This is a genomic window from Gaoshiqia sp. US2 (genome assembly GCF_059705485.1).
Genome location: NZ_AP048550.1, coordinates 4,955,203 through 4,974,214, shown reverse-complemented (window position 1 = coordinate 4,974,214; position 19,012 = coordinate 4,955,203). Strand labels below are relative to the sequence as shown.

29 protein-coding genes are annotated in these 19,012 nt (G+C 43.8%); all 29 read left to right on the top strand.

Translation table 11 applies throughout. The features are described from left to right. The first annotated feature begins 47 nt into the window (after nt 1-47). The 29 genes from AC6H3C_RS19960 to rplO all read left to right on the top strand — a co-directional run bounded on the left by AC6H3C_RS19960 (nt 48) and on the right by rplO (nt 19,008). A complete protein-coding gene (locus AC6H3C_RS19960) occupies nt 48-656 on the top strand; it encodes a hypothetical protein (protein ID WP_497517285.1) in 609 nt (202 codons plus the stop codon). A gap of 4 nt (nt 657-660) precedes the next feature. Beyond that, a complete protein-coding gene (locus AC6H3C_RS19955; RefSeq protein ID WP_497517283.1) occupies nt 661-1,986 on the top strand; it encodes a trypsin-like serine peptidase in 1,326 nt (441 codons plus the stop codon). Then, nucleotides 1,983-2,798 carry a T9SS type A sorting domain-containing protein gene (locus AC6H3C_RS19950; protein ID WP_497517281.1) on the top strand — a complete coding sequence of 272 codons (816 nt, stop codon included), beginning with the start codon at nt 1,983-1,985 and terminating at the stop codon, nt 2,796-2,798. The genes AC6H3C_RS19955 and AC6H3C_RS19950 overlap by 4 nt, the downstream gene beginning before the upstream one ends. A 113-nt stretch (nt 2,799-2,911) precedes the next feature. Beyond that, nucleotides 2,912-5,101, top strand: a complete 2,190-nt coding sequence (locus tag AC6H3C_RS19945) for a peptidase domain-containing ABC transporter (RefSeq protein WP_497517279.1) — start codon at nt 2,912-2,914, stop codon at nt 5,099-5,101. A 68-nt stretch (nt 5,102-5,169) separates the two neighbouring features. Next, entirely contained in the window at nt 5,170-6,474 is a 1,305-nt protein-coding gene (locus AC6H3C_RS19940; protein WP_497517278.1) for an HlyD family secretion protein, read from the top strand. Nucleotides 6,475-6,675: 201 nt separating this feature from the next. Beyond that, a complete protein-coding gene (rpsL, locus tag AC6H3C_RS19935; protein WP_497517277.1) occupies nt 6,676-7,053 on the top strand; it encodes a 30S ribosomal protein S12 in 378 nt (125 codons plus the stop codon). A gap of 106 nt (nt 7,054-7,159) precedes the next feature. Continuing rightward, nucleotides 7,160-7,636 carry a 30S ribosomal protein S7 gene (rpsG, locus tag AC6H3C_RS19930; protein WP_497517275.1) on the top strand — a complete coding sequence of 159 codons (477 nt, stop codon included), beginning with the start codon at nt 7,160-7,162 and terminating at the stop codon, nt 7,634-7,636. A 48-nt stretch (nt 7,637-7,684) separates the two neighbouring features. Beyond that, on the top strand, nt 7,685-9,793 hold the full coding sequence (gene fusA, locus AC6H3C_RS19925) for an elongation factor G (RefSeq protein WP_497517274.1): 2,109 nt from the start codon (nt 7,685-7,687) through the stop codon (nt 9,791-9,793). 19 nt (nt 9,794-9,812) lie between these two features. Beyond that, on the top strand, nt 9,813-10,118 hold the full coding sequence (rpsJ, locus tag AC6H3C_RS19920) for a 30S ribosomal protein S10 (RefSeq protein ID WP_318350058.1): 306 nt from the start codon (nt 9,813-9,815) through the stop codon (nt 10,116-10,118). A 22-nt stretch (nt 10,119-10,140) separates the two neighbouring features. After that, complete coding sequence (gene rplC, locus AC6H3C_RS19915) at nt 10,141-10,758, top strand: 50S ribosomal protein L3 (RefSeq protein ID WP_497517272.1); 618 nt, start codon at nt 10,141-10,143, stop codon at nt 10,756-10,758. Next, nucleotides 10,758-11,387, top strand: coding sequence for a 50S ribosomal protein L4 (rplD, locus tag AC6H3C_RS19910; protein ID WP_497517270.1), 630 nt, complete (start codon nt 10,758-10,760; stop codon nt 11,385-11,387). The genes rplC and rplD overlap by 1 nt, the downstream gene beginning before the upstream one ends. Before the next feature lie 12 nt (nt 11,388-11,399). Beyond that, entirely contained in the window at nt 11,400-11,690 is a 291-nt protein-coding gene (gene rplW / locus AC6H3C_RS19905; protein WP_497517269.1) for a 50S ribosomal protein L23, read from the top strand. Nucleotides 11,691-11,699: 9 nt separating this feature from the next. Beyond that, entirely contained in the window at nt 11,700-12,524 is an 825-nt protein-coding gene (gene rplB, locus AC6H3C_RS19900; protein WP_497517268.1) for a 50S ribosomal protein L2, read from the top strand. Nucleotides 12,525-12,539: 15 nt separating this feature from the next. Beyond that, the gene (gene rpsS, locus AC6H3C_RS19895) at nt 12,540-12,806 is read left to right on the top strand and encodes a 30S ribosomal protein S19 (protein ID WP_423126517.1); all 267 of its coding nucleotides are present in this window, start codon (nt 12,540-12,542) and stop codon (nt 12,804-12,806) included. 36 nt (nt 12,807-12,842) lie between these two features. Then, a complete protein-coding gene (rplV, locus tag AC6H3C_RS19890) occupies nt 12,843-13,256 on the top strand; it encodes a 50S ribosomal protein L22 (protein WP_423126518.1) in 414 nt (137 codons plus the stop codon). A 10-nt stretch (nt 13,257-13,266) separates the two neighbouring features. Next, entirely contained in the window at nt 13,267-13,995 is a 729-nt protein-coding gene (gene rpsC, locus AC6H3C_RS19885) for a 30S ribosomal protein S3 (RefSeq protein ID WP_497517266.1), read from the top strand. 25 nt (nt 13,996-14,020) lie between these two features. Further along, nucleotides 14,021-14,455 carry a 50S ribosomal protein L16 gene (gene rplP / locus AC6H3C_RS19880; RefSeq protein ID WP_423126520.1) on the top strand — a complete coding sequence of 145 codons (435 nt, stop codon included), beginning with the start codon at nt 14,021-14,023 and terminating at the stop codon, nt 14,453-14,455. Nucleotides 14,456-14,457: 2 nt separating this feature from the next. Then, nucleotides 14,458-14,661, top strand: a complete 204-nt coding sequence (rpmC, locus tag AC6H3C_RS19875; RefSeq protein WP_497517265.1) for a 50S ribosomal protein L29 — start codon at nt 14,458-14,460, stop codon at nt 14,659-14,661. A gap of 9 nt (nt 14,662-14,670) precedes the next feature. Next, nucleotides 14,671-14,928 carry a 30S ribosomal protein S17 gene (rpsQ, locus tag AC6H3C_RS19870; RefSeq protein ID WP_423126522.1) on the top strand — a complete coding sequence of 86 codons (258 nt, stop codon included), beginning with the start codon at nt 14,671-14,673 and terminating at the stop codon, nt 14,926-14,928. A 2-nt stretch (nt 14,929-14,930) separates the two neighbouring features. Beyond that, nucleotides 14,931-15,296 (top strand): 50S ribosomal protein L14, encoded by a 366-nt coding sequence (rplN, locus tag AC6H3C_RS19865; RefSeq protein ID WP_497517264.1) that lies wholly within the window; start codon nt 14,931-14,933, stop codon nt 15,294-15,296. Between the two features lie 17 nt (nt 15,297-15,313). Further along, a complete protein-coding gene (rplX, locus tag AC6H3C_RS19860) occupies nt 15,314-15,637 on the top strand; it encodes a 50S ribosomal protein L24 (RefSeq protein ID WP_497517262.1) in 324 nt (107 codons plus the stop codon). Further along, nucleotides 15,637-16,194 carry a 50S ribosomal protein L5 gene (gene rplE / locus AC6H3C_RS19855; RefSeq protein ID WP_497517261.1) on the top strand — a complete coding sequence of 186 codons (558 nt, stop codon included), beginning with the start codon at nt 15,637-15,639 and terminating at the stop codon, nt 16,192-16,194. Before rplX ends, rplE begins: the two co-directional genes overlap by 1 nt. A 3-nt stretch (nt 16,195-16,197) precedes the next feature. Beyond that, on the top strand, nt 16,198-16,467 hold the full coding sequence (rpsN, locus tag AC6H3C_RS19850) for a 30S ribosomal protein S14 (RefSeq protein ID WP_423126526.1): 270 nt from the start codon (nt 16,198-16,200) through the stop codon (nt 16,465-16,467). 26 nt (nt 16,468-16,493) lie between these two features. Beyond that, nucleotides 16,494-16,892 carry a 30S ribosomal protein S8 gene (gene rpsH / locus AC6H3C_RS19845; protein WP_497521285.1) on the top strand — a complete coding sequence of 133 codons (399 nt, stop codon included), beginning with the start codon at nt 16,494-16,496 and terminating at the stop codon, nt 16,890-16,892. 15 nt (nt 16,893-16,907) lie between these two features. Beyond that, nucleotides 16,908-17,465, top strand: coding sequence for a 50S ribosomal protein L6 (gene rplF, locus AC6H3C_RS19840; protein ID WP_497517259.1), 558 nt, complete (start codon nt 16,908-16,910; stop codon nt 17,463-17,465). A 14-nt stretch (nt 17,466-17,479) separates the two neighbouring features. Then, entirely contained in the window at nt 17,480-17,836 is a 357-nt protein-coding gene (gene rplR / locus AC6H3C_RS19835; protein WP_423126529.1) for a 50S ribosomal protein L18, read from the top strand. 5 nt (nt 17,837-17,841) lie between these two features. Continuing rightward, on the top strand, nt 17,842-18,357 hold the full coding sequence (gene rpsE, locus AC6H3C_RS19830) for a 30S ribosomal protein S5 (RefSeq protein WP_423126530.1): 516 nt from the start codon (nt 17,842-17,844) through the stop codon (nt 18,355-18,357). Nucleotides 18,358-18,361: 4 nt separating this feature from the next. Continuing rightward, nucleotides 18,362-18,541, top strand: a complete 180-nt coding sequence (gene rpmD, locus AC6H3C_RS19825) for a 50S ribosomal protein L30 (protein ID WP_423126531.1) — start codon at nt 18,362-18,364, stop codon at nt 18,539-18,541. 20 nt (nt 18,542-18,561) lie between these two features. After that, nucleotides 18,562-19,008, top strand: a complete 447-nt coding sequence (gene rplO, locus AC6H3C_RS19820) for a 50S ribosomal protein L15 (protein WP_497517257.1) — start codon at nt 18,562-18,564, stop codon at nt 19,006-19,008. Nucleotides 19,009-19,012: the final 4 nt, after the last annotated feature.

Here is a 19,012-nt window from a genome sequence, read left to right as displayed (position 1 = left end):
ATGGCGCTGCAAAAAAACATATTGTCAAACTATAAAACTCAGAAACGATGAAAACAACCATTGTAAAAATCAGCGTATTTATCTTGCTCCTTAGCTTAACGGGGGCCGGGTGCGAAAAAGATGAAGAACTCTATTGGGAAATCTCTCCCAATAGTAAAAGTGCTATCATCCAAAAAGAAGTGGATAGCATTGAATTCAAATTTTGTCTTTTAAATGAAGAAGGAAAACCCGCCACTGTTTTTCGTGAAGGTGAAAATTTTTCTTTCTACTTTTCTGTTACGAATAAACGAGATGAGAAATTACATTTTGACCCCAATTTTGCTTATTCCAATGAAAATGGCTTTTGTAGAGTTTTTCATTCAGATGGAGAAGATTATGGTAAGTCATATAAATTATTACAAACTCTAATGCTTGGTGCCGGGGCATATCCTTTCAAAACAGATACGACTTACGTGTTTGAACAATTATGGGTTGATAACAGAAGTTCTGTTTGGTATTGGGGAAAAGGAACATATGAAAGTACCCATCGGGAATTTCTGGGAAAGGACAATTATTATACGGGGTTTAAGCACCGTTTTCGTTTTGCCCGTACTCATGAAGAACCCTCGCTATTAACGGATACGCTAACCTTTAAAATCAACTTTAAAATTCAGTAATAAAATGAAACGAGTAATTTTGTTTTTTGTCCTTATTTCTTCTATTCAACTGGCATCCGGGCAAGTAGAAACAAAATTCTTTCCGGATGGAAATGCCTTTGATCAGGTACCGCTAATTAAAAGTCAACCGAAAGCCACCACAGTTAAGGAGTTTCCTGCTTTTGACGTACAAAAACTAATAGAAGAAGATAAACAGAAAGAAGGCCTGGATATTCCTTTTCGTTTTGGAAAAGGATTTGATACCCATATCACATTGGCTGACGGAGCGTGGACTGTCGTGGAAGGTGGTCTGCTTTGGTCTATGGAATTTCAGTCAAAAGGAGCTTATTCGATTAATTTTGTTTTTGACCAGTTTTACCTGCCCGACAGTGCCGAATTGTATATCTCCAATGCGATTGGGAGAATGCTTTATGGACCCGTTACATCAAAACAAAACACGAAAAACGGTTACTTCCTGACTGACCTTATCTTGGGAGACAATGTTACTATTTATTTGTTTGAGCCTGTAACAAAAAGAGGACAATCACAATTGTCTATAAAAAGAGTGGTACATGCATATAAAAATTTATACCCCACTATGGCCTATGGAAATTTAGGAGGGTCAGGTAGCTGCAATAATAATATCGCCTGCTTCCCGGGATGGGACGAAGAGTCGGATGCTGTGGCGTTGGTTCTTCTTTCTGATGGAACTGAATGGTGCAGTGGCTCACTACTGATGACCGCCGATCAAAATTTTAGACCTTATTTTTTGTCTGCCTTTCACTGCATTGATACCTCATCTAATGGAAGTTTGTCTTCAACAGAAATATCCGATGCAGAGAACTGGATGTTCAAGTTTCAATATAAAATGACCACTTGTGGCGGAAGTTCAGCAACCACAGGGATTACTTATAATGGAGCTGAATTTCGGGCCGCATGGAATAGTACCGATTTTTCCTTGATGGAGATGGATACGTCACCGTTGGGTGACACCCGTTTCTCCTGGTTGGGTTGGGACCGGAGCGGTGATATTCCTACCTCCGGAACAGGAATCCACCATCCTTCAGGAGATGTTATGAAGATTTCTTTTGACAATGATAATCTGACATCAAATAGTTCTCAAATTACTTGGAATAATGGTACAGTTTCTCCTGCAGATACCCACTGGAGAGTTATCTTTGATGATGGAACAGCCGAAGGTGGTTCTTCTGGTTCGCCTCTGTTTGATCAAAATAAAAGAGTTGTTGGGGAGTTCATGGTGGAGATGGTGGTTGTTCTTCCTACCATACGATATATTATGGTCAGTTTCATCTTTCCTGGACGGGAGGTGGGACAAATACAACCCGTTTGAGTAATTGGTTAGATCCATGTGGATCAGGAATAATGACTGTAAATACATCAAGAAGTCCAATCATTTCCGGCCCCGAACTTGTCTGTTCTTCCGGCGCTTCATTTACGGTTAATAATCCGGTGGGAACAACAATCAGCTGGAACCAAAGCGCTAATCTTTCACGTACTTCACCTCAGGGTTCAAACCCCTGTATATTTACCGCTACCGGTTCGGGAGAAGGTTGGATTGAAGCAACTGTTACGACTGGCTGCGGAGATATAACTCTTCCCCGACATGAGGTTTATACCGGCGAGCTTCCTACTCCGACTATATCAGGCAATTATGTCATAAAATGTGGTAGTCGATTGACATACAGGGTAGATGACATCAATAGGGTAAACGGTGAATCTTTTTATTGGGAATCCGATATCCTTTCCATTGCGAACGAGACTAGTCCAACTTGCACGGTTTGGGGAACTTTTGACGGGTTCGGCTATATTTCATCTACGGTAACAGCTTGCGGCATATCCAAAACAAGAATCCGTAATGACATTGGAGTGATTTGGTGTGATTTCTTGCTTTTATCTCCCAACCCCTCCACCTCCGAAACCACTGTTTCCATCGAATCTACATCAGAAGAAAGCCCGGACATGAATACAGAATGGGACCTGGAAGTTTACGATCAAAGCCAATTGTTGAAAATAAAGAAAACCAAACTCAGAGGCAGGGACTACCGGCTGAACACTTCGGGCTGGAAAGAAGGCGTTTATATTGTGCGTGTAAGTTACAACAGCGAGCTGTTGACCGGCAAGCTGGTGGTGAAGGAACAATAAATTTAAACCGGTTGAAACAGGAAATACTATTAACGGGCATTTGTGAATAACTAATCGGTATTGGCGGTGTTTTCGGGCTTATTTCGTCTTATTTTTAAGCATAAATTTGCGATATGTCCCGTTTCCCTTTCTTTAAGCAACCCGATGCCATGGACTGTGGGCCAAGCTGCCTGCGGATGATTGCCAAATTTTACGGGAAAAGCATTCAGCTCGATTTTTTAAGGGAACAATCACACATTACACGCGAAGGCGTATCCTTGCTGGGAATTAGCGATGCCGCCGAAGCGATCGGCATGCGCAGCCTGGGGACAAAGGTCACTTTTGAACAATTGGTGAAGGATGTGCCCAAACCCTGTATTGTACACTGGGACCAAAATCACTTTGTGGTGGTATTCGAGGCCCGGAAAGATAAAATTTATGTGGCCGACCCGGCTTTTGGCCTGGTGAAATACGCCCCCGTGGAGTTTAAAAAACATTGGCTGGCAACCGTGTCGGGCGGAAGTCAGAAAGGTATTTGCCTGATGCTTCAGCCAACCCCGGAGTTTTACGACCGCGACGATGAGAAAACCGATCGTTCGGGCTTTGGATTCCTGTGGCGCTATGTGCGGCCGCACCGGCGCCTGGTCAGCCAGTTGTTGCTGGGCTTCCTGGCCGCGAGCATCATTCAGCTGATTTTTCCTTTCCTGACGCAAAGCATCGTCGATGTCGGGATCAACAACCAGGATATTCATTTTATTTACCTGGTGCTGATTGCCCAACTGGTTTTGTTTATCAGCCAAACTTCGGTCGATTTTATCCGCTCCTGGATCTTGCTGCATATTTCAACCCGGATCAATATTTCCATTATTTCCGACTTCCTGATTAAGCTGATGAAGTTGCCGATCGGCTTTTTCGACACCAAAATGATCGGCGACCTCATGCAACGTATCCAGGACCACCGCCGCATCGAACGTTTCCTGACCACCCAAACCCTGAATACCCTGTTTTCGGTGGTTAACCTGCTGGTTTTTGGTATTGTGCTGGCTATTTACAATTGGAAGATCCTGTTTGTATTCCTGCTGGGCTCGGCGCTCTATGTGGTTTGGGTATTTGTATTTATGCGAAAAAGGCGTGAGCTGGATTATAAAAAATTTGCGCAGCTTTCTGAAAACCAAAGCATGCTCATCCAGTTGATCAACGGGATGCAGGAGATCAAACTGAATAATTACGAAAAACAAAAACGTTGGGAGTGGGAACGCATTCAGGCCCGTTTATTCCGGGTGAACGTGCAAAACCTCACAGTCGATCAGTACCAGCAGGCCGGTTCGGTCTTCCTGAATGAAACCAAAAACATCATCATCACCATTATCGCGGCTATGGCGGTGCTAAACGGGGATATGACCCTGGGGATGATGCTGGCCGTGCAATACATTATCGGGCAGTTAAACGGGCCGCTGAACGACATGATCAACTTTATGCACCTGGCACAGGATGCCAAGCTGAGTATGGAGCGTTTGGCCGAGATCCACAAGCAGGATGACGAAGAACTAAAAGACAAACCTTTGCTGAATTCGCTTCCGTCTGATAAATCAGTATACGTGCACGATCTGGTTTTTCAGTACGAAGGACCTCATTCGCCCAAAGTTTTAAACCAGATCAGCCTGACGATCCCGGAGAGAAAGATCACCGCGATTGTTGGAACCAGCGGAAGCGGAAAAACGACCCTGGTGAAATTACTGCTTGGATTTTATCATCCGGTGAGTGGTAAGGTAAGGGTAGGCGATACCGATTTGCAAAACTTTTCGCAGCAGTGGTGGCGTACACGGGTGGGGGCGGTGATGCAGGACGGTTTTATTTTTTCGGACACCATCGCCAATAATATCGTGGTTGGAACAGAACGGATTAACAAGGAGAAGTTGATGTTCGCCGCCAAGATGGCCAACATCATGGATTTTGTGGAAGGGCTGCCCCTCGGATTTAATACAAAAATAGGGCAGGACGGCCACGGGTTAAGCCAGGGACAGAAGCAACGGATCCTGATTGCGCGTGTGATCTATAAAGATCCCGAGTACCTGTTTTTCGACGAGGCAACCAATGCACTGGATGCAAACAACGAAAAGGTGATCATGGAAAACTTGAACCGGGTGTACGAGGGAAAGACCGTTGTGGTGGTCGCCCACCGGCTGAGCACGGTAAAAAATGCCGATCAGATAGTGGTCCTCGACCGGGGAGAATTGGTGGAGTTGGGAACGCACGAAGAGCTGACATTAAAGAAAGGCGCGTATTATAATTTGGTGAAAAACCAGCTGGAGTTGGGAAGTTAGAAAACTGAGACGCAGATGATTATGATTTCATAAAAATCTGCGTCTAAACAAATCAGCATTTAAAAATTATGCCGCAAAATGACAACATAGAAATCAGGAGCGACGAGGTTCAGGAGATCATCGGGAAGTCGCCGTCGTGGTTGCTGCGAAGCGGGCTGATGGTTATTATCGGTTTTTTGATTTTGCTGTTGCTCGGAAGCTGGCTTTTTCATTATCCCGATATGATCCGGGCACGGGTGGTGGTTATGTCAGAAAATCCGCCGGCCCATATTGTGGCCAGGACAACCGGGCGCATTGATCAGCTTTTTATCCAGGATAAGGGGCTTGTATCCAACGGACAAATTATCGCTATCCTCGAAAATACTGCCAACCACGAAGACGTTGCCCAACTAAAAAAAGACCTGTTGGAAACGGATCGTTTTTTCATCACGTTTGATACCTTATATTATAAGGAAATTACAACGGGTTATAGCCTGGGCGATATTCAGTCCGATTTTTCTTCTTTTTTACGTTTATATCATAATTACATCAGTTTTGTCCGCCTGAACTTTTACCCGCAAAAAGTTGCCTCGCTGCGCGAGCAGGTGTATATGCAGCGGGTTTATTACGACCGGTTGTGGAGTCAACGGCAAATCCTCGAAAATGAATATCAGATTGCGCGCGATCAGTTTAAACGCGATTCGATGTTGTACCGGCGGGAGGTTCTTTCGCTGGTCGATTTAAAAAAATCCGAGTCAGCCTTGTTGCAAAAACAGTATTCCTTTAACGGGGCCCGGACCACCTTAGCCCAAACGCAAAAAGAAATTATTGAAATGGAGCAGGCCGTCATCGGGACCGAAAAGGAATTTGAAGACCAAAAGCGCAGATTGCAAACCGAACTGATCGAATCGTTAAACGTATTAAAAAGCCGGCTCGAGTACTGGGAGAATTCCTTTGTGCTGAAAACACCGATTGAGGGACAGGTGACTTTCACAAACTTCTGGAGTAAAAATCAGCAGGTAAAAAGCGGCGATATTGTATTTACCATTGTGCCCGAACGCGAAAGCCATATTATCGGCCGTGTCAGTTTGCCGTTGCGCGGCGCCGGGAAAGTAAAGGCCGGGCAGCGCGTCAATATTCGCTTCGATAATTTCCCGTATATGGAATACGGGGTTGTCAGGGGAACGGTAAAATCAATCTCGCTGGTGCCGTCGAATGATAATTATATCGCCGAAATTGATCTGCCGCAGGATTTGAAGACCAATTATAATCGGTCGCTTACCTTTAGTCAGGAAATGAAAGGCGATGTCGAAATTGTCACGGAAGACCTGCGTTTGCTTCAGCGCTTTTTTAATCCGGTTAAATCGCTTTTCAAGGATAAAGTCTTGAATTAGCCTGATATCCATCCGCTTTTTTAAAGAATTTTCAAAAAAACAATACGAAAAACGATTGTTCTTTTCTGAAAATTAGTACTTTTGCCTGCCGTTTTTGGAGGATTCTGTCAAAAACGGAGATGGTTGTATTCGTATTTATTGAAAAATCAATACCTTTGCAGTCCATTTTACAGAAACTTTAATAAAAATAAAAATAGTTGTATGCCAACGATTCAGCAGTTAGTTAGAAAAGGGAGACTATCAAAAGTAGTAAAGAGTAAGTCTCCGGCTTTAGATTCTTGCCCGCAAAGAAGGGGTGTTTGTGTACGTGTATACACCACAACTCCTAAAAAACCAAACTCAGCTATGCGTAAAGTAGCCAGGGTCAGGTTGACAAACGGCAAAGAAGTGAATGCTTACATTCCGGGAGAAGGCCACAACCTTCAGGAACACTCTATTGTATTGGTACGTGGAGGTAGGGTAAAAGACCTGCCGGGGGTACGTTATCACTTGATCCGTGGTGCTTTGGATACCGCGGGTGTTGAAGGTCGTACGCAAAGACGTTCAAAATACGGTACAAAAAGGCCTAAGAAGAAATAACAAATGGATGTTTAGTGGTTTGGTTGAGTAAATGATCCGGCATCTGCCGGAGAACTGAAGCTCAAATAAGTCACAACCAATTCGAATAACACTAAAAGTTTAAAAGATGAGAAAATCAAAACCAAAGAAGAGGATCATTCTGCCCGATCCAAAATTTAACGACGTTCTGGTAACACGATTTGTAAACGACCTGATGGTTGATGGTAAAAAATCCATTGCCTATGGTATTTTCTACGATGCGCTGGCGTTGGTTGCCAATCGTTTGAAAAACGAAGAATTATCTCCGCTCGATGTCTGGAAAAAAGCGCTGGAAAATGTTACTCCGGCCGTAGAGGTGAAAAGCCGCCGCGTTGGTGGCGCTACCTTCCAGGTTCCTATGGAAATCCGTCCCGAAAGAAAAGTTTCAATATCAATAAAAAACCTGATTCTGTTTGCACGCAAACGTTCAGGTAAATCAATGGCTGATAAGTTGGCTGCTGAAATTCAGGCTGCTTTTAACGAAGAAGGTGGCGCCTTCAAGAAAAAAGAAGAGACACACCGTATGGCTGAAGCTAACCGTGCTTTTGCCCATTTCCGGTTCTAAACAACGGATTGGTATTAGTTTAAATCAGGATTAGAATAATTGGTAAACATGGCTAGAGATTTAAAATATGTAAGAAATATCGGTATCATGGCCCACATCGATGCCGGAAAAACAACAACGACTGAGCGGATCCTGTATTATACCGGATTGACTCACCGTATTGGTGAAGTGCATGATGGGGCTGCTACCATGGACTGGATGGAGCAGGAGCAGGAACGTGGGATTACCATCACGTCTGCTGCTACAACTACATTCTGGACACACGAAAATATACAACACCAAATTAATATCATCGATACTCCGGGACACGTTGACTTCACCGTTGAGGTAGAACGTTCGTTACGTATTCTGGATGGAGCTGTAGCTCTTTTCTGCGCTGTGGGCGGCGTTGAGGCTCAATCAGAAACCGTTTGGCGCCAGGCCGAAAAATATGGCGTGCCACGGATTGGTTTCGTCAATAAAATGGACCGTTCAGGAGCCGATTTTTATGATGTTGTTTCGCAGGTTCGCGAAAAACTTGGGGCAAACCCGATTCCGATTCAGATCCCGATTGGCGCCGAAGAAAAATTCGAAGGGGTGATCGACCTGATCGAAATGAAAGCGGTTCGTTGGTATGATGATGCGACGCTGGGTACCACCTATGCACTCGAAGATATTCCGGCCGACATGCTTGAACAAGCCAATGAGTATCGTGCTCAAATGGTAGAAGCTGTAGCCGAATTGGATGACAATTTACTGGAACGCTTCTTCGATGATCCGGATTCAATTACTCCGGCTGAATTACATGCCGTCATCCGCAAAGCGACTGTCGCCGGTATCATTGTACCGATGATGTGTGGTTCGGCATTCAAAAATAAAGGTGTTCAGCGTTTGTTGGATGCTGTTTGCGAATATTTGCCAAGTCCGTTGGATAAAGGCGAAATTATCGGTATCGATCCAAAAACTGACAATCAGGTGATTCGTCATGCCGATGTCGATGAACCCTTGACTGCTCTCGCATTTAAAATTGCGACCGACCCTTATGTGGGCCGTTTGTGCTTTATCCGCGTATATTCAGGTAAACTGGAAGCAGGTTCTACCGTATACAATTCGCGTACGGGTAAAAAAGAGCGGATCTCGCGTCTTTTCCAGATGCACTCAAACAAACAAAATCCGAAGGATGTCATCGAAGCAGGCGATATTTGTGCTGCTGTTGGTTTTAAAGACATCCGCACCGGAGATACCCTGGCCGATATTGACCATCCGGTTACCCTGGAAAGCATGGACTTCCCCGAGCCGGTAATTGGTATTGCCGTAGAGCCAAAAACACAAAAAGACCTGGATAAACTGGGACTTGGTTTGGCAAAACTGGCCGAAGAAGATCCCACCTTTAAGGTTCACACCGACGAAGAATCGGGTCAAACCGTTATTCGCGGGATGGGTGAACTTCACCTGGAAATCATCATCGACCGGTTAAGACGCGAGTTTAAGGTTGAATGCAACCAGGGTAAACCCCAGGTGGCTTACAAAGAAGCGATCAGCCAAACTGTTGAACTGCGCGAAGTATTCAAAAAACAATCGGGTGGTCGCGGTAAATTTGCCGATATCATTGTTCGCGTAGGTCCGGCCGAGGAAGGAAAAGAAGGCTTAACGTTCATCGACAGCATAAAAGGCGGTCGTATCCCGAAAGAATTCATCCCGCCGGTACAAAAAGGTTTTGAGTCGGCTATGCTGAACGGGCCATTGGCCGGATTCCAGTTAGACAGCCTTCAGGTTGAATTGATCGACGGTTCATTCCACGCGGTTGACTCGGACCAGTTGTCTTTCGAAATTTGTGCCCGCCAGGCTTTCAAAAGCGCTGCATCAAAAGCAGGCCCCAAATTGCTGGAGCCCATTATGAAAGCAGAGATCGTTACCCCGGAAGAATACATGGGCGATATCATTGGCGACTTGAACCGTCGTCGTGGCAGCGTTGGAGGTATGGAGGAAAAAGCCGGAGCACGTGTAATTAAAGCAACAGTGCCGCTGGCCGAAATCTTTGGTTATGTAACCACGCTGAGAACCTTGTCTTCAGGTCGGGCTACCTCTTCGATGGAGTTTTCTCACTATGAGGAAGTTCCGCGTCAGATGGCCATCAAAGTGCTGGAAGAAATAAAAGGAAAAGTAGAGTTATTGTAAAATAATTATTTATCTCATTATGAGTCAAAAGATCAGAATTAAGCTGAAATCGTATGATCATAACTTGGTAGACAAGTCGGCTGAAAAGATCGTAAAAACAGTTAAAACTACCGGTGCAGTAGTAAGCGGACCAATTCCGCTTCCGACACACAAACGTATTTTTACTGTATTACGCTCAACCTTTGTGAATAAAAAATCAAGGGAACAATTCGAGCTGTCGTCTTACAAACGTTTGATCGACATTTACAGTTCAACAGCAAAAACCATCGACGCCTTAATGAAGCTTGAATTACCAAGTGGCGTTGAAGTAGAAATTAAAGTTTGATAACCTGTAAAAAACAAAAAAAATGGCAGGATTAATCGGTAAAAAAATCGGAATGACTTCCGTATTCAGTGTTGAGGGGAAAAACATCCCATGCACTGTGATTGAAGCCGGTCCTTGTGTGGTCACACAAGTGAAAACGGCAGAAACCGATGGCTATGAAGCAATTCAGTTAGGTTTTGGTGAAAAGAAAGAAAAAAACACCAGCAAAGCTGAATTTGGACACTTCAAAAAAGCAGGAAGTGAACCAAAGCGTCAGGTCGTTGAGTTTCGTGATTTTAACGGCGAGTTTAAACTCGGAGATACCATTACTGTTGACACCATCTCGGAAGAAGGCTGGGTAGACATTACTGGTGTGACAAAAGGTAAAGGATTTCAGGGCGTTGTTAAGCGTTACAACTTTCGCGGCGTTGGCGATGCTACGCATGGTCAGCATAACCGTCTGAGAGCTCCAGGTTCATTGGGCGCCTCATCGTACCCCTCGCGCGTATTCAAAGGAATGCGGATGGCAGGTCGTACAGGCGGCGCGAACAAAACTGTTCAAAACCTGAAAGTCCTGAAAGTAATCCCCGAATCAAACCTGCTTATTGTTAAAGGTTCTGTTCCGGGAGCAAAAGGTTCAACCGTAATTATTTATCAGTAATGGAAGTACAAGTATTAAATACAGCCGGAAAAGAAACCGGAAGAGCAGTCGTTCTGAATGAACTGATCTTCGGTGTTGAGCCCAATGACCACGCCATTTACCTGGATGTAAAACAGTACATGGCCAACAAACGTCAGGGGACTCATTCAGCGAAAGAAAGAGGAGAAGTTGCCGGAAGTACCAGAAAGATTAAAAAACAAAAGGGTACAGGCGGCGCACGTGCAGGCAGCATCAAATCTCCTTTGTTTCGCGGTGGTGGTCGCGTTTTCGGACCACGCCCAAGAAACTACAACTTTAAGTTGAATAAAAAAGTGAAAGCTTTGGCCCGTAAATCAGCATTGACTTACAAAGCGCAGGCAAGCGATATTCTGATCCTTGAAGATTTCAATCTGGATGCTCCGAAAACAAGAGAGATGGTCAATATCAGTAAGAATCTGAATATTACCGATAAAAAGTCACTTTTCGTTTTACCGGAAGAAAATAAAAACATATATTTGTCATCCAGAAATTTGGAGGACATATCTGTTGTAATTGCCTCGGAATTAAGCACTTACCAAATCATGAACGCTAAGAAAATTGTTTTCTTAGAGAGTTCTTTTGGTAAAATTGAAGAACAATTTAAGATTTAAGGGGGAAAAGAAATGAATATTTTAATTAAACCCATCGTAACGGAAAAAGTAACGGGTCAGGCAGAAAAGCTGAATCGTTACGGCTTTGTCGTTAAGAAAGATGCCAATAAGCAACAGATAAAAAAAGCAGTTGAAAGTCTGTACAATGTGAATGTTGTTTCTGTCAATACCATGATTTATGCCGGTAAAAATAAAAGCCGGTATACCAAAAGCGGTATGATTAACGGAAGAACAAATGCTTTCAAAAAAGCCATTATCACATTGGCAGAAGGAGATGCAATTGATTTTTACAGTAATATATAATAAACAAAAATGGCAGTAAGAAAATTAAAACCAGTTACTCCGGGTCAAAGGCATAAAATTATTGGTGCTTTTGATACGATTACTGCATCAACGCCTGAAAAATCATTGTTGAAGCCCATGCAAAAGTCCGGTGGTCGTAACAACCAGGGACGCATGACAATGAGGTATATAGGTGGAGGGCACAAAAAGAGATACCGCGTGATCGATTTCAAACGCGAAAAAGACGGTATCCCTGCTCGTGTTGAGTCAATTCAGTATGACCCGAACCGTACGGCACGTATTGCACTGTTGGTCTATGCCGATGGTGAAAAACGTTACATGCTTGCACCGAATGGATTGCAGGCCGGTCAAACGGTATTAAGCGGTCCAGGTATCGCACCTGAAATTGGCAACTCCCTCCCTCTTGGTGAAATACCTCTGGGAACATTGGTTCACAACATTGAACTTCACCCTGGACAAGGGGGCGTGATGGCACGTAGTGCAGGTACTTATGCACAGTTGACCTCAAGAGAAGGAAAATACGCTATCGTAAAACTACCTTCGGGCGAATCCAGAATGGTACTTGTTTCTTGTAAAGCTACCGTTGGTACTGTTGGAAATACAGAACACAACCTGGAAAGATCAGGTAAAGCCGGTCGTTCACGTTGGTTAGGAAGAAGACCACGCGTACGCGGTGTTGTGATGAACCCGGTTGATCACCCCATGGGTGGTGGCGAAGGACGCGCTTCAGGCGGACACCCGCGCTCACGTAAAGGCTTATTGGCTAAAGGTTATAAAACCCGCGCCAAGAAAAAAGCTTCCAACAGGTATATTGTAGAAAGACGCAAGAAATAATAAAGGAGAAGAACTATGAGTCGTTCATTAAAAAAAGGCCCTTTCATTGCCTACAAACTCGAAAAGAAAGTATTGGGTTTGAATGAATCAGGTAAAAAGTCTGTGATTAAGACTTGGGCCAGGGCATCAGTAATCTCTCCTGACTTTGTAGGGCATACCATCGCGGTACATAACGGGAATAAATTTATCCCCGTGTATGTGACCGAAAACATGGTTGGTCATAAATTAGGCGAATTTGCACCTACAAGAACATTCAGGGGACATGCCGGTAACAAAAGGTAGGCATGAGTTTCTCATTAACTATTAAAAGAACTTACGATGGGTGCTAGAAAAAGAAATAAAGCAAACGAACTTAAAGAAGCTAAAAAATCACAATATTTTGCAGTATTGAAAGATTGCCCGACTTCTCCGCGTAAAATGAGGCTTGTGGCCGATATGGTTCGCGGAATGGAAGTTAACCGGGCGCTGGATGTCTTAAAATATTCGTCAAAAGAAGCTTCAAGAAAAGTTGAAAAACTGTTGATGTCGGCCGTGGCAAACTGGCAGGCAAAAAACGAAGGAACTCGCCTTGAGGAAAGCAATTTGTTTGTGAAGAATATTGCCGTTGATTCAGGACGTATTTTAAAACGTCTTCGCCCCGCTCCGCAAGGCCGGGCACACCGGGTCCGCAAGCGTTCGAACCACGTTACACTTTGCATCGATAGTAAAAATGTTGTTAACGAAAACGAATAAATAGTAATACATGGGACAAAAAGTTAATCCAATCGCTAATCGCTTAGGAATTATCCGTGGATGGGATTCCAACTGGTTCGGTGGAAACGACTATGGTGACAAGCTGGTTGAAGATACGAAGATCCGTGAATACCTGAATGCCCGTTTGGCAAAAGCAAGTATTTCCAAGATCATTATCGAACGTACCCTGAAGCTTATTACCATTACTGTTCACACATCAAGACCCGGTATTATTATTGGCAAAGGTGGTCAGGAAGTTGATAAGCTGAAAGAAGAATTGAAAAAGATTACGAGCAAAGAAGTTCAAATCAATATCTTCGAGATTAAACGACCTGAACTCGATGCCCGTATCGTGGCGAATAATATTGCACGTCAGATCGAAGGTAAAATCGCTTACCGCCGCGCCGTGAAAATGGCGATCGCCTCTACCATGAGAATGGGAGCGCAGGGAATCAAAGTGATGGTTTCAGGCCGTTTAAATGGCGCTGAAATGGCTCGTTCTGAAATGTATAAAGACGGCCGTACTCCTTTGCACACACTCAGAGCAGATATTGATTATGCTTTGGCCGAAGCTTTAACAAAAACAGGGTTGCTTGGCGTTAAAGTCTGGATTTGTAAAGGTGAAGTATACGGAAAACGCGATCTGTCGCCAAACGTAGGACAAAAATCAACAAGCGCACCTGCCGGTGCCGGTCCGCGTGGAAACAGAGGAAGCGGTTTCAAAAAGAAAAGAAAATAATTGGAAACCTTTTAACTAAAAAAGGATGTTACAGCCAAAAAGAACAAAATTTAGAAGAGTCCAGAAGGGCCGGATGAAAGGTATCGCTCAACGCGGAAACCAACTGGCATTCGGTTCATTCGGGATCAAGACGTTGGAGGAAGCATGGATTACCGGTCGTCAGATCGAAGCGGCGAGGGTTGCGGTAACACGTCATATGCAACGTCAGGGTCAAATCTGGATCCGTATTTTCCCCGATAAACCGATTACCAAGAAACCCGCCGAAGTACGTATGGGTAAAGGTAAAGGTGCTCCTGAAGCATTTGTAGCCCCGGTTACTCCCGGCCGAATCATTATTGAAGCCGATGGCGTGCCCTTTGAAATGGCGAAGGAAGCCCTTCGTCTGGCCGCTCAAAAATTACCGGTTACGACAAAGTTTATTGTTAGACGTGATTATGTTGAATCTGAAAAAGAAGATTAAGAATGAAAACTTCTGAAATTAAAGAATTAACGGATAAGGAAATCCTGGAAAGAATCCATTTGGAGAACGAAACCTTGACGCGTCTGGACATGAACCATGCTGTATCTCCACTCGATAACCCGATGAAAATTAAGGTTGCCCGGAGAAATATTGCACGCCTGAAGACCGTGTTACGTCAACGGGAATTGAATCAAAATCAGAATTAATTTTGTAGAATGGAAACACGAAATCTGAGAAAAGAGCGTACCGGGGTCGTTGTGAGCGACAAAATGGATAAAAGCATTGTTGTTGCCGTTAAGATGAAAGAAAAACACCCCATCTACGGGAAATTCGTTAACAAAACAACTAAATTTTATGCTCACGACGAGCAAAATACCTGCAACGTTGGCGATACCGTACGGATCATGGAAACGCGTCCGTTGAGCAAAAGCAAACGTTGGAGATTAGTTGAAATTATTGAAAGAGCTAAGTAATCATGATACAACAGGAATCAAGATGTACAGTAGCCGATAACAGCGGAGCAAAAGAAGTGCTTTGTATCCGTGTTTTAGGCGGAACCAGAAAGCGCTATGCCTCGCTGGGCGATGTCGTGGTCGTGACTGTAAAAAGTGCGATCGCGAGTAGTGATATGAAAAAAGGGACTGTTTCGAAAGCAATTGTTGTACGCACAAAAAAAGAAGTTCGTCGTCAGGATGGTTCTTATATCCGCTTCGATGACAACGCGGTTGTGCTGCTAAACAACGCTGGCGAAATGCGCGGTACCCGTATTTTCGGACCTGTTGCAAGAGAACTTCGTGACAAAAACATGAAAATCATTTCACTTGCACCAGAAGTACTTTAATGCATAAATAAAACAAGATGCAGAAGAAATTACATATCAAAAAAGGAGACACAGTTGTTGTAACTGCCGGAAACGATAATGGACGGCAAGGAAAAGTACTGGAAGTAATCCGGGAAAAAAGCAGAGCAATTGTGGAGGGCGTTAATATGATAAAAAAACATACCAAACCCAATGCAGAAAATCCGCAGGGAGGTATTGTTGAAAAGGAAGCGCCAATCCACATTTCCAACCTGATGTTGGTTGATCCGAAAACCGGAGCGCCAACCCGTATCGGTCGGAAACTCGGCGACAACGGTAAATTAGTTCGTTATTCTAAAAAATCTGGAGAGGAGATTAAGTAATGGCTTATACACCAACACTTAAGAAGAAATATTCGGAAGAAATCATTCCTGCATTGATGAAGGAATTTGATTACAAATCTGTTATGCAGGTGCCGAAGTTGAATAAAATCGTCCTGAATCAGGGTGTTGGAGCTGCAATTGCCGACAAAAAAATCATCGAAGTCGCTACGGAAGAGATGACGATGATCGTCGGACAAAAGGCAGTCCAAACCAAATCAAAAAAGGACATTTCAAACTTTAAGTTAAGAAAGAAAATGCCTATCGGTGTTCGCGTGACCCTGAGAAGGGACAAAATGTATGAATTCCTTGATCGTCTGATCAATGTTTCTTTGCCACGTACTCGTGACTTTAAAGGAATTGAGAGCAAAATGGACGGACAAGGGAACTATACCCTCGGAATTCCGGAACAGATCATTTTCCCCGAAATTAACATTGACAAAGTTAACCGTATTAACGGGATGAACATTACTTTTGTGACTTCTGCTCAAACAGATGAAGAAGGATACGCTTTGTTGAAAGAATTAGGTTTGCCTTTTAAAAACGTAAAAAAGAATTAAGCTATGGCAAAAGAATCCATGAAAGCCCGTGAAGTAAAAAGGGCAGCACTGATTGAAAAATACGCTGAAAAAAGGGCTCAATTAAAAGCAGAAGGTGACTTTATCGGCTTGCAAAAACTACCTAAAAATTCATCCAAGGTACGTTTACACAACCGTTGTAAATTAACAGGTCGTCCCAAAGGATATATCCGCCAGTTCGGTATTAGCAGGATTAACTTCCGCGAAATGGCTTCTGCTGGTTTAATCCCGGGCGTTAAAAAAGCTAGTTGGTAATTATTAATCAAAAAGTAATGAGTAAAATTACAGATCCAATAGCAGATTATTTGACACGCATCAGAAATGCTCAAAAAGCCAAACACCGCGTAGTCGATATTCCTGCATCGAATATAAAGAAGGAAATCACCAAGATCTTAAAAGAGAAGGGTTACATCCTGAATTATAAGTTTGAAGAGGAAGTGAATTATCAGGGAAATATTAAAATCGCCCTGAAGTATCATCCTGAAACAAAAACACCAGCCATCAAGTCAATCAAACGGGTCAGTAAACCCGGTTTGAGGCAGTACTGCGACAGCGAGAACATTCCTCGTGTATTAAACGGCCTGGGAATTGCGATTTTGTCGACCTCCAAAGGTGTGATTACTGACAAAGAAGCTCAGACACAGGGAGTCGGTGGTGAAGTTTTATGTTACGTTTATTAATAAGGAGGAAAAACAATGTCAAGGATAGGTAAATTACCCATCGAAATTCCTGCCGGAGTAACGATCACTGTCGGCCCGGAAAACCTGGTGACCGTTAAAGGGAAGCTCGGCGAACTTTCGCAACAGGTAGACCGTGAGATTGAAATAGCTGTTGAAGGCAACCAGGCTTTGGTTAAACGACCAAGCGAACAGAAAAGACACCGCGCCATGCACGGGCTTTACCGTTCATTGATCCATAACATGGTGGTGGGCGTTTCTAAAGGCTATGAAATTAAATTAGAACTGGTAGGGGTTGGTTACCGTGCAGAAAGCCAGGGCCAATTGCTGGACCTCGTTTTAGGCTATTCTCACCACACATTTCTGGAACTACCGAATGAAGTGGCGGTTGAAGCCGTAACCGATAAACGCAGTAACCCAACGATCACTCTTAAAAGCTGCGATAAACAGCTTATTGGCCAGGTAGCGGCAAAAATCAGATCATTCCGTGCTCCTGAACCTTACAAAGGAAAAGGTGTGAAATTCGCGGGTGAAGTATTACGTCGCAAAGCCGGTAAATCTGCAGGTGCTAAATAGTAAAATTTGAAACCATGGCTTTAACGAAACAAGAAAGAAGATATAGAATAAAAATGAGAATCCGGAAAATTGTTTCCGGAACTGCTGAAAGACCGCGCCTGAGCGTATTCAGAAGCAACAAACAAATATATGCCCAATTGGTGAACGACCTTGCCGGCACCACCTTGCTGGCAGTCTCTTCATTGGATAAAGAAATCGGCGCAGCCGAAGGCAATAAATCCGAAAGAGCTGCCCTGGTTGGAAAAGCTTTAGCTGAAAAAGCAATCGCTGCCGGTATTTCAAGTGTTGTATTCGACCGCAATGGTTATTTGTATCACGGTAGAGTTAAACAATTAGCTGATGCTGCCCGTGAAGGTGGCCTTAAATTTTAATGATTATGGCAGGAAATATCAAGAAAGTCAAAACAACAGACATTGAACTTAAGGACAGGTTAGTGGCGATCAACCGTGTCACCAAAGTAACCAAAGGGGGTAGAACCTTCAGCTTCTCAGCCATTGTTGTTGTCGGTAACGAAGACGGGATCGTCGGATGGGGCCTTGGCAAGGCCAGCGAAGTAACAGCGGCCATCGCTAAAGGCGTTGACGCTGCGAAAAAGAACCTGGTTAAAATCCCGATCAACAAAGGCACAATCCCCCACGAACAAGTGGCTAAGTTTGGTGGCGCTAATGTATTCCTGAAACCTGCATCGCATGGTACAGGCGTAAAAGCAGGGGGCGCTATGCGTGCCGTGTTGGAAAGTGTTGGAGTCCATGATATCCTGGCGAAATCCAAAGGATCATCGAACCCGCATAACCTGGTGAAAGCTACGATGAATGCATTGCTCGAAATGAGAGATGCTTATACCGTGGCTCAGCACAGAGGAGTTTCATTGGAAAAAGTTTTTAAAGGATAGAAACATGGCTAAAATAAAAGTAACACTGGTAAAAAGCATAATCGGTTCCGAAAAGAGCCAAAAAGCAACAGTTGAAGCTCTTGGAATTAAAAAATTGAATCACAGTGTTGAACACGAAGCTACACCCGCGATATGGGGGATGGTTAACAAAGTGAAACATTTGGTGAAAGTTGAAGAAATTTAAAATATTTTAAGATTAAAATTATGGATTTAAGTAATCTTAAACCTGCAGGAGGATCCGTTAAAAAAGAAAAGCGCATTGGTCGTGGTCAAGGCTCCGGACATGGTGGTACCTCTACAAGAGGTCACAAAGGTGCCCAGTCGAGATCAGGATACAGCCGTACCCGCGGATTTGAAGGCGGTCAGATGCCTTTGCAACGCGTGGTGCCAAAATTCGGATTCAACAATGTAAACAGGGTAGAATATAAAGCCATCAACTTAAGCACACTGCAAACATTGGCCGAAAGCAACAAGCTTTCAGCGATCGATGTTCAGTTGTTGGTTGATGCCGGTCTGGCTTCGAAAAACGACCGTGTGAAAATTTTAGGGAAAGGCGAGTTAACGCTTAAATTGGATGTTAAAGCGCATGCTTTCTCTAAAAACGCAAAAGAAGCCATTGAAAAATTAGAAGGAACCACAGAAATACTCTAACCTA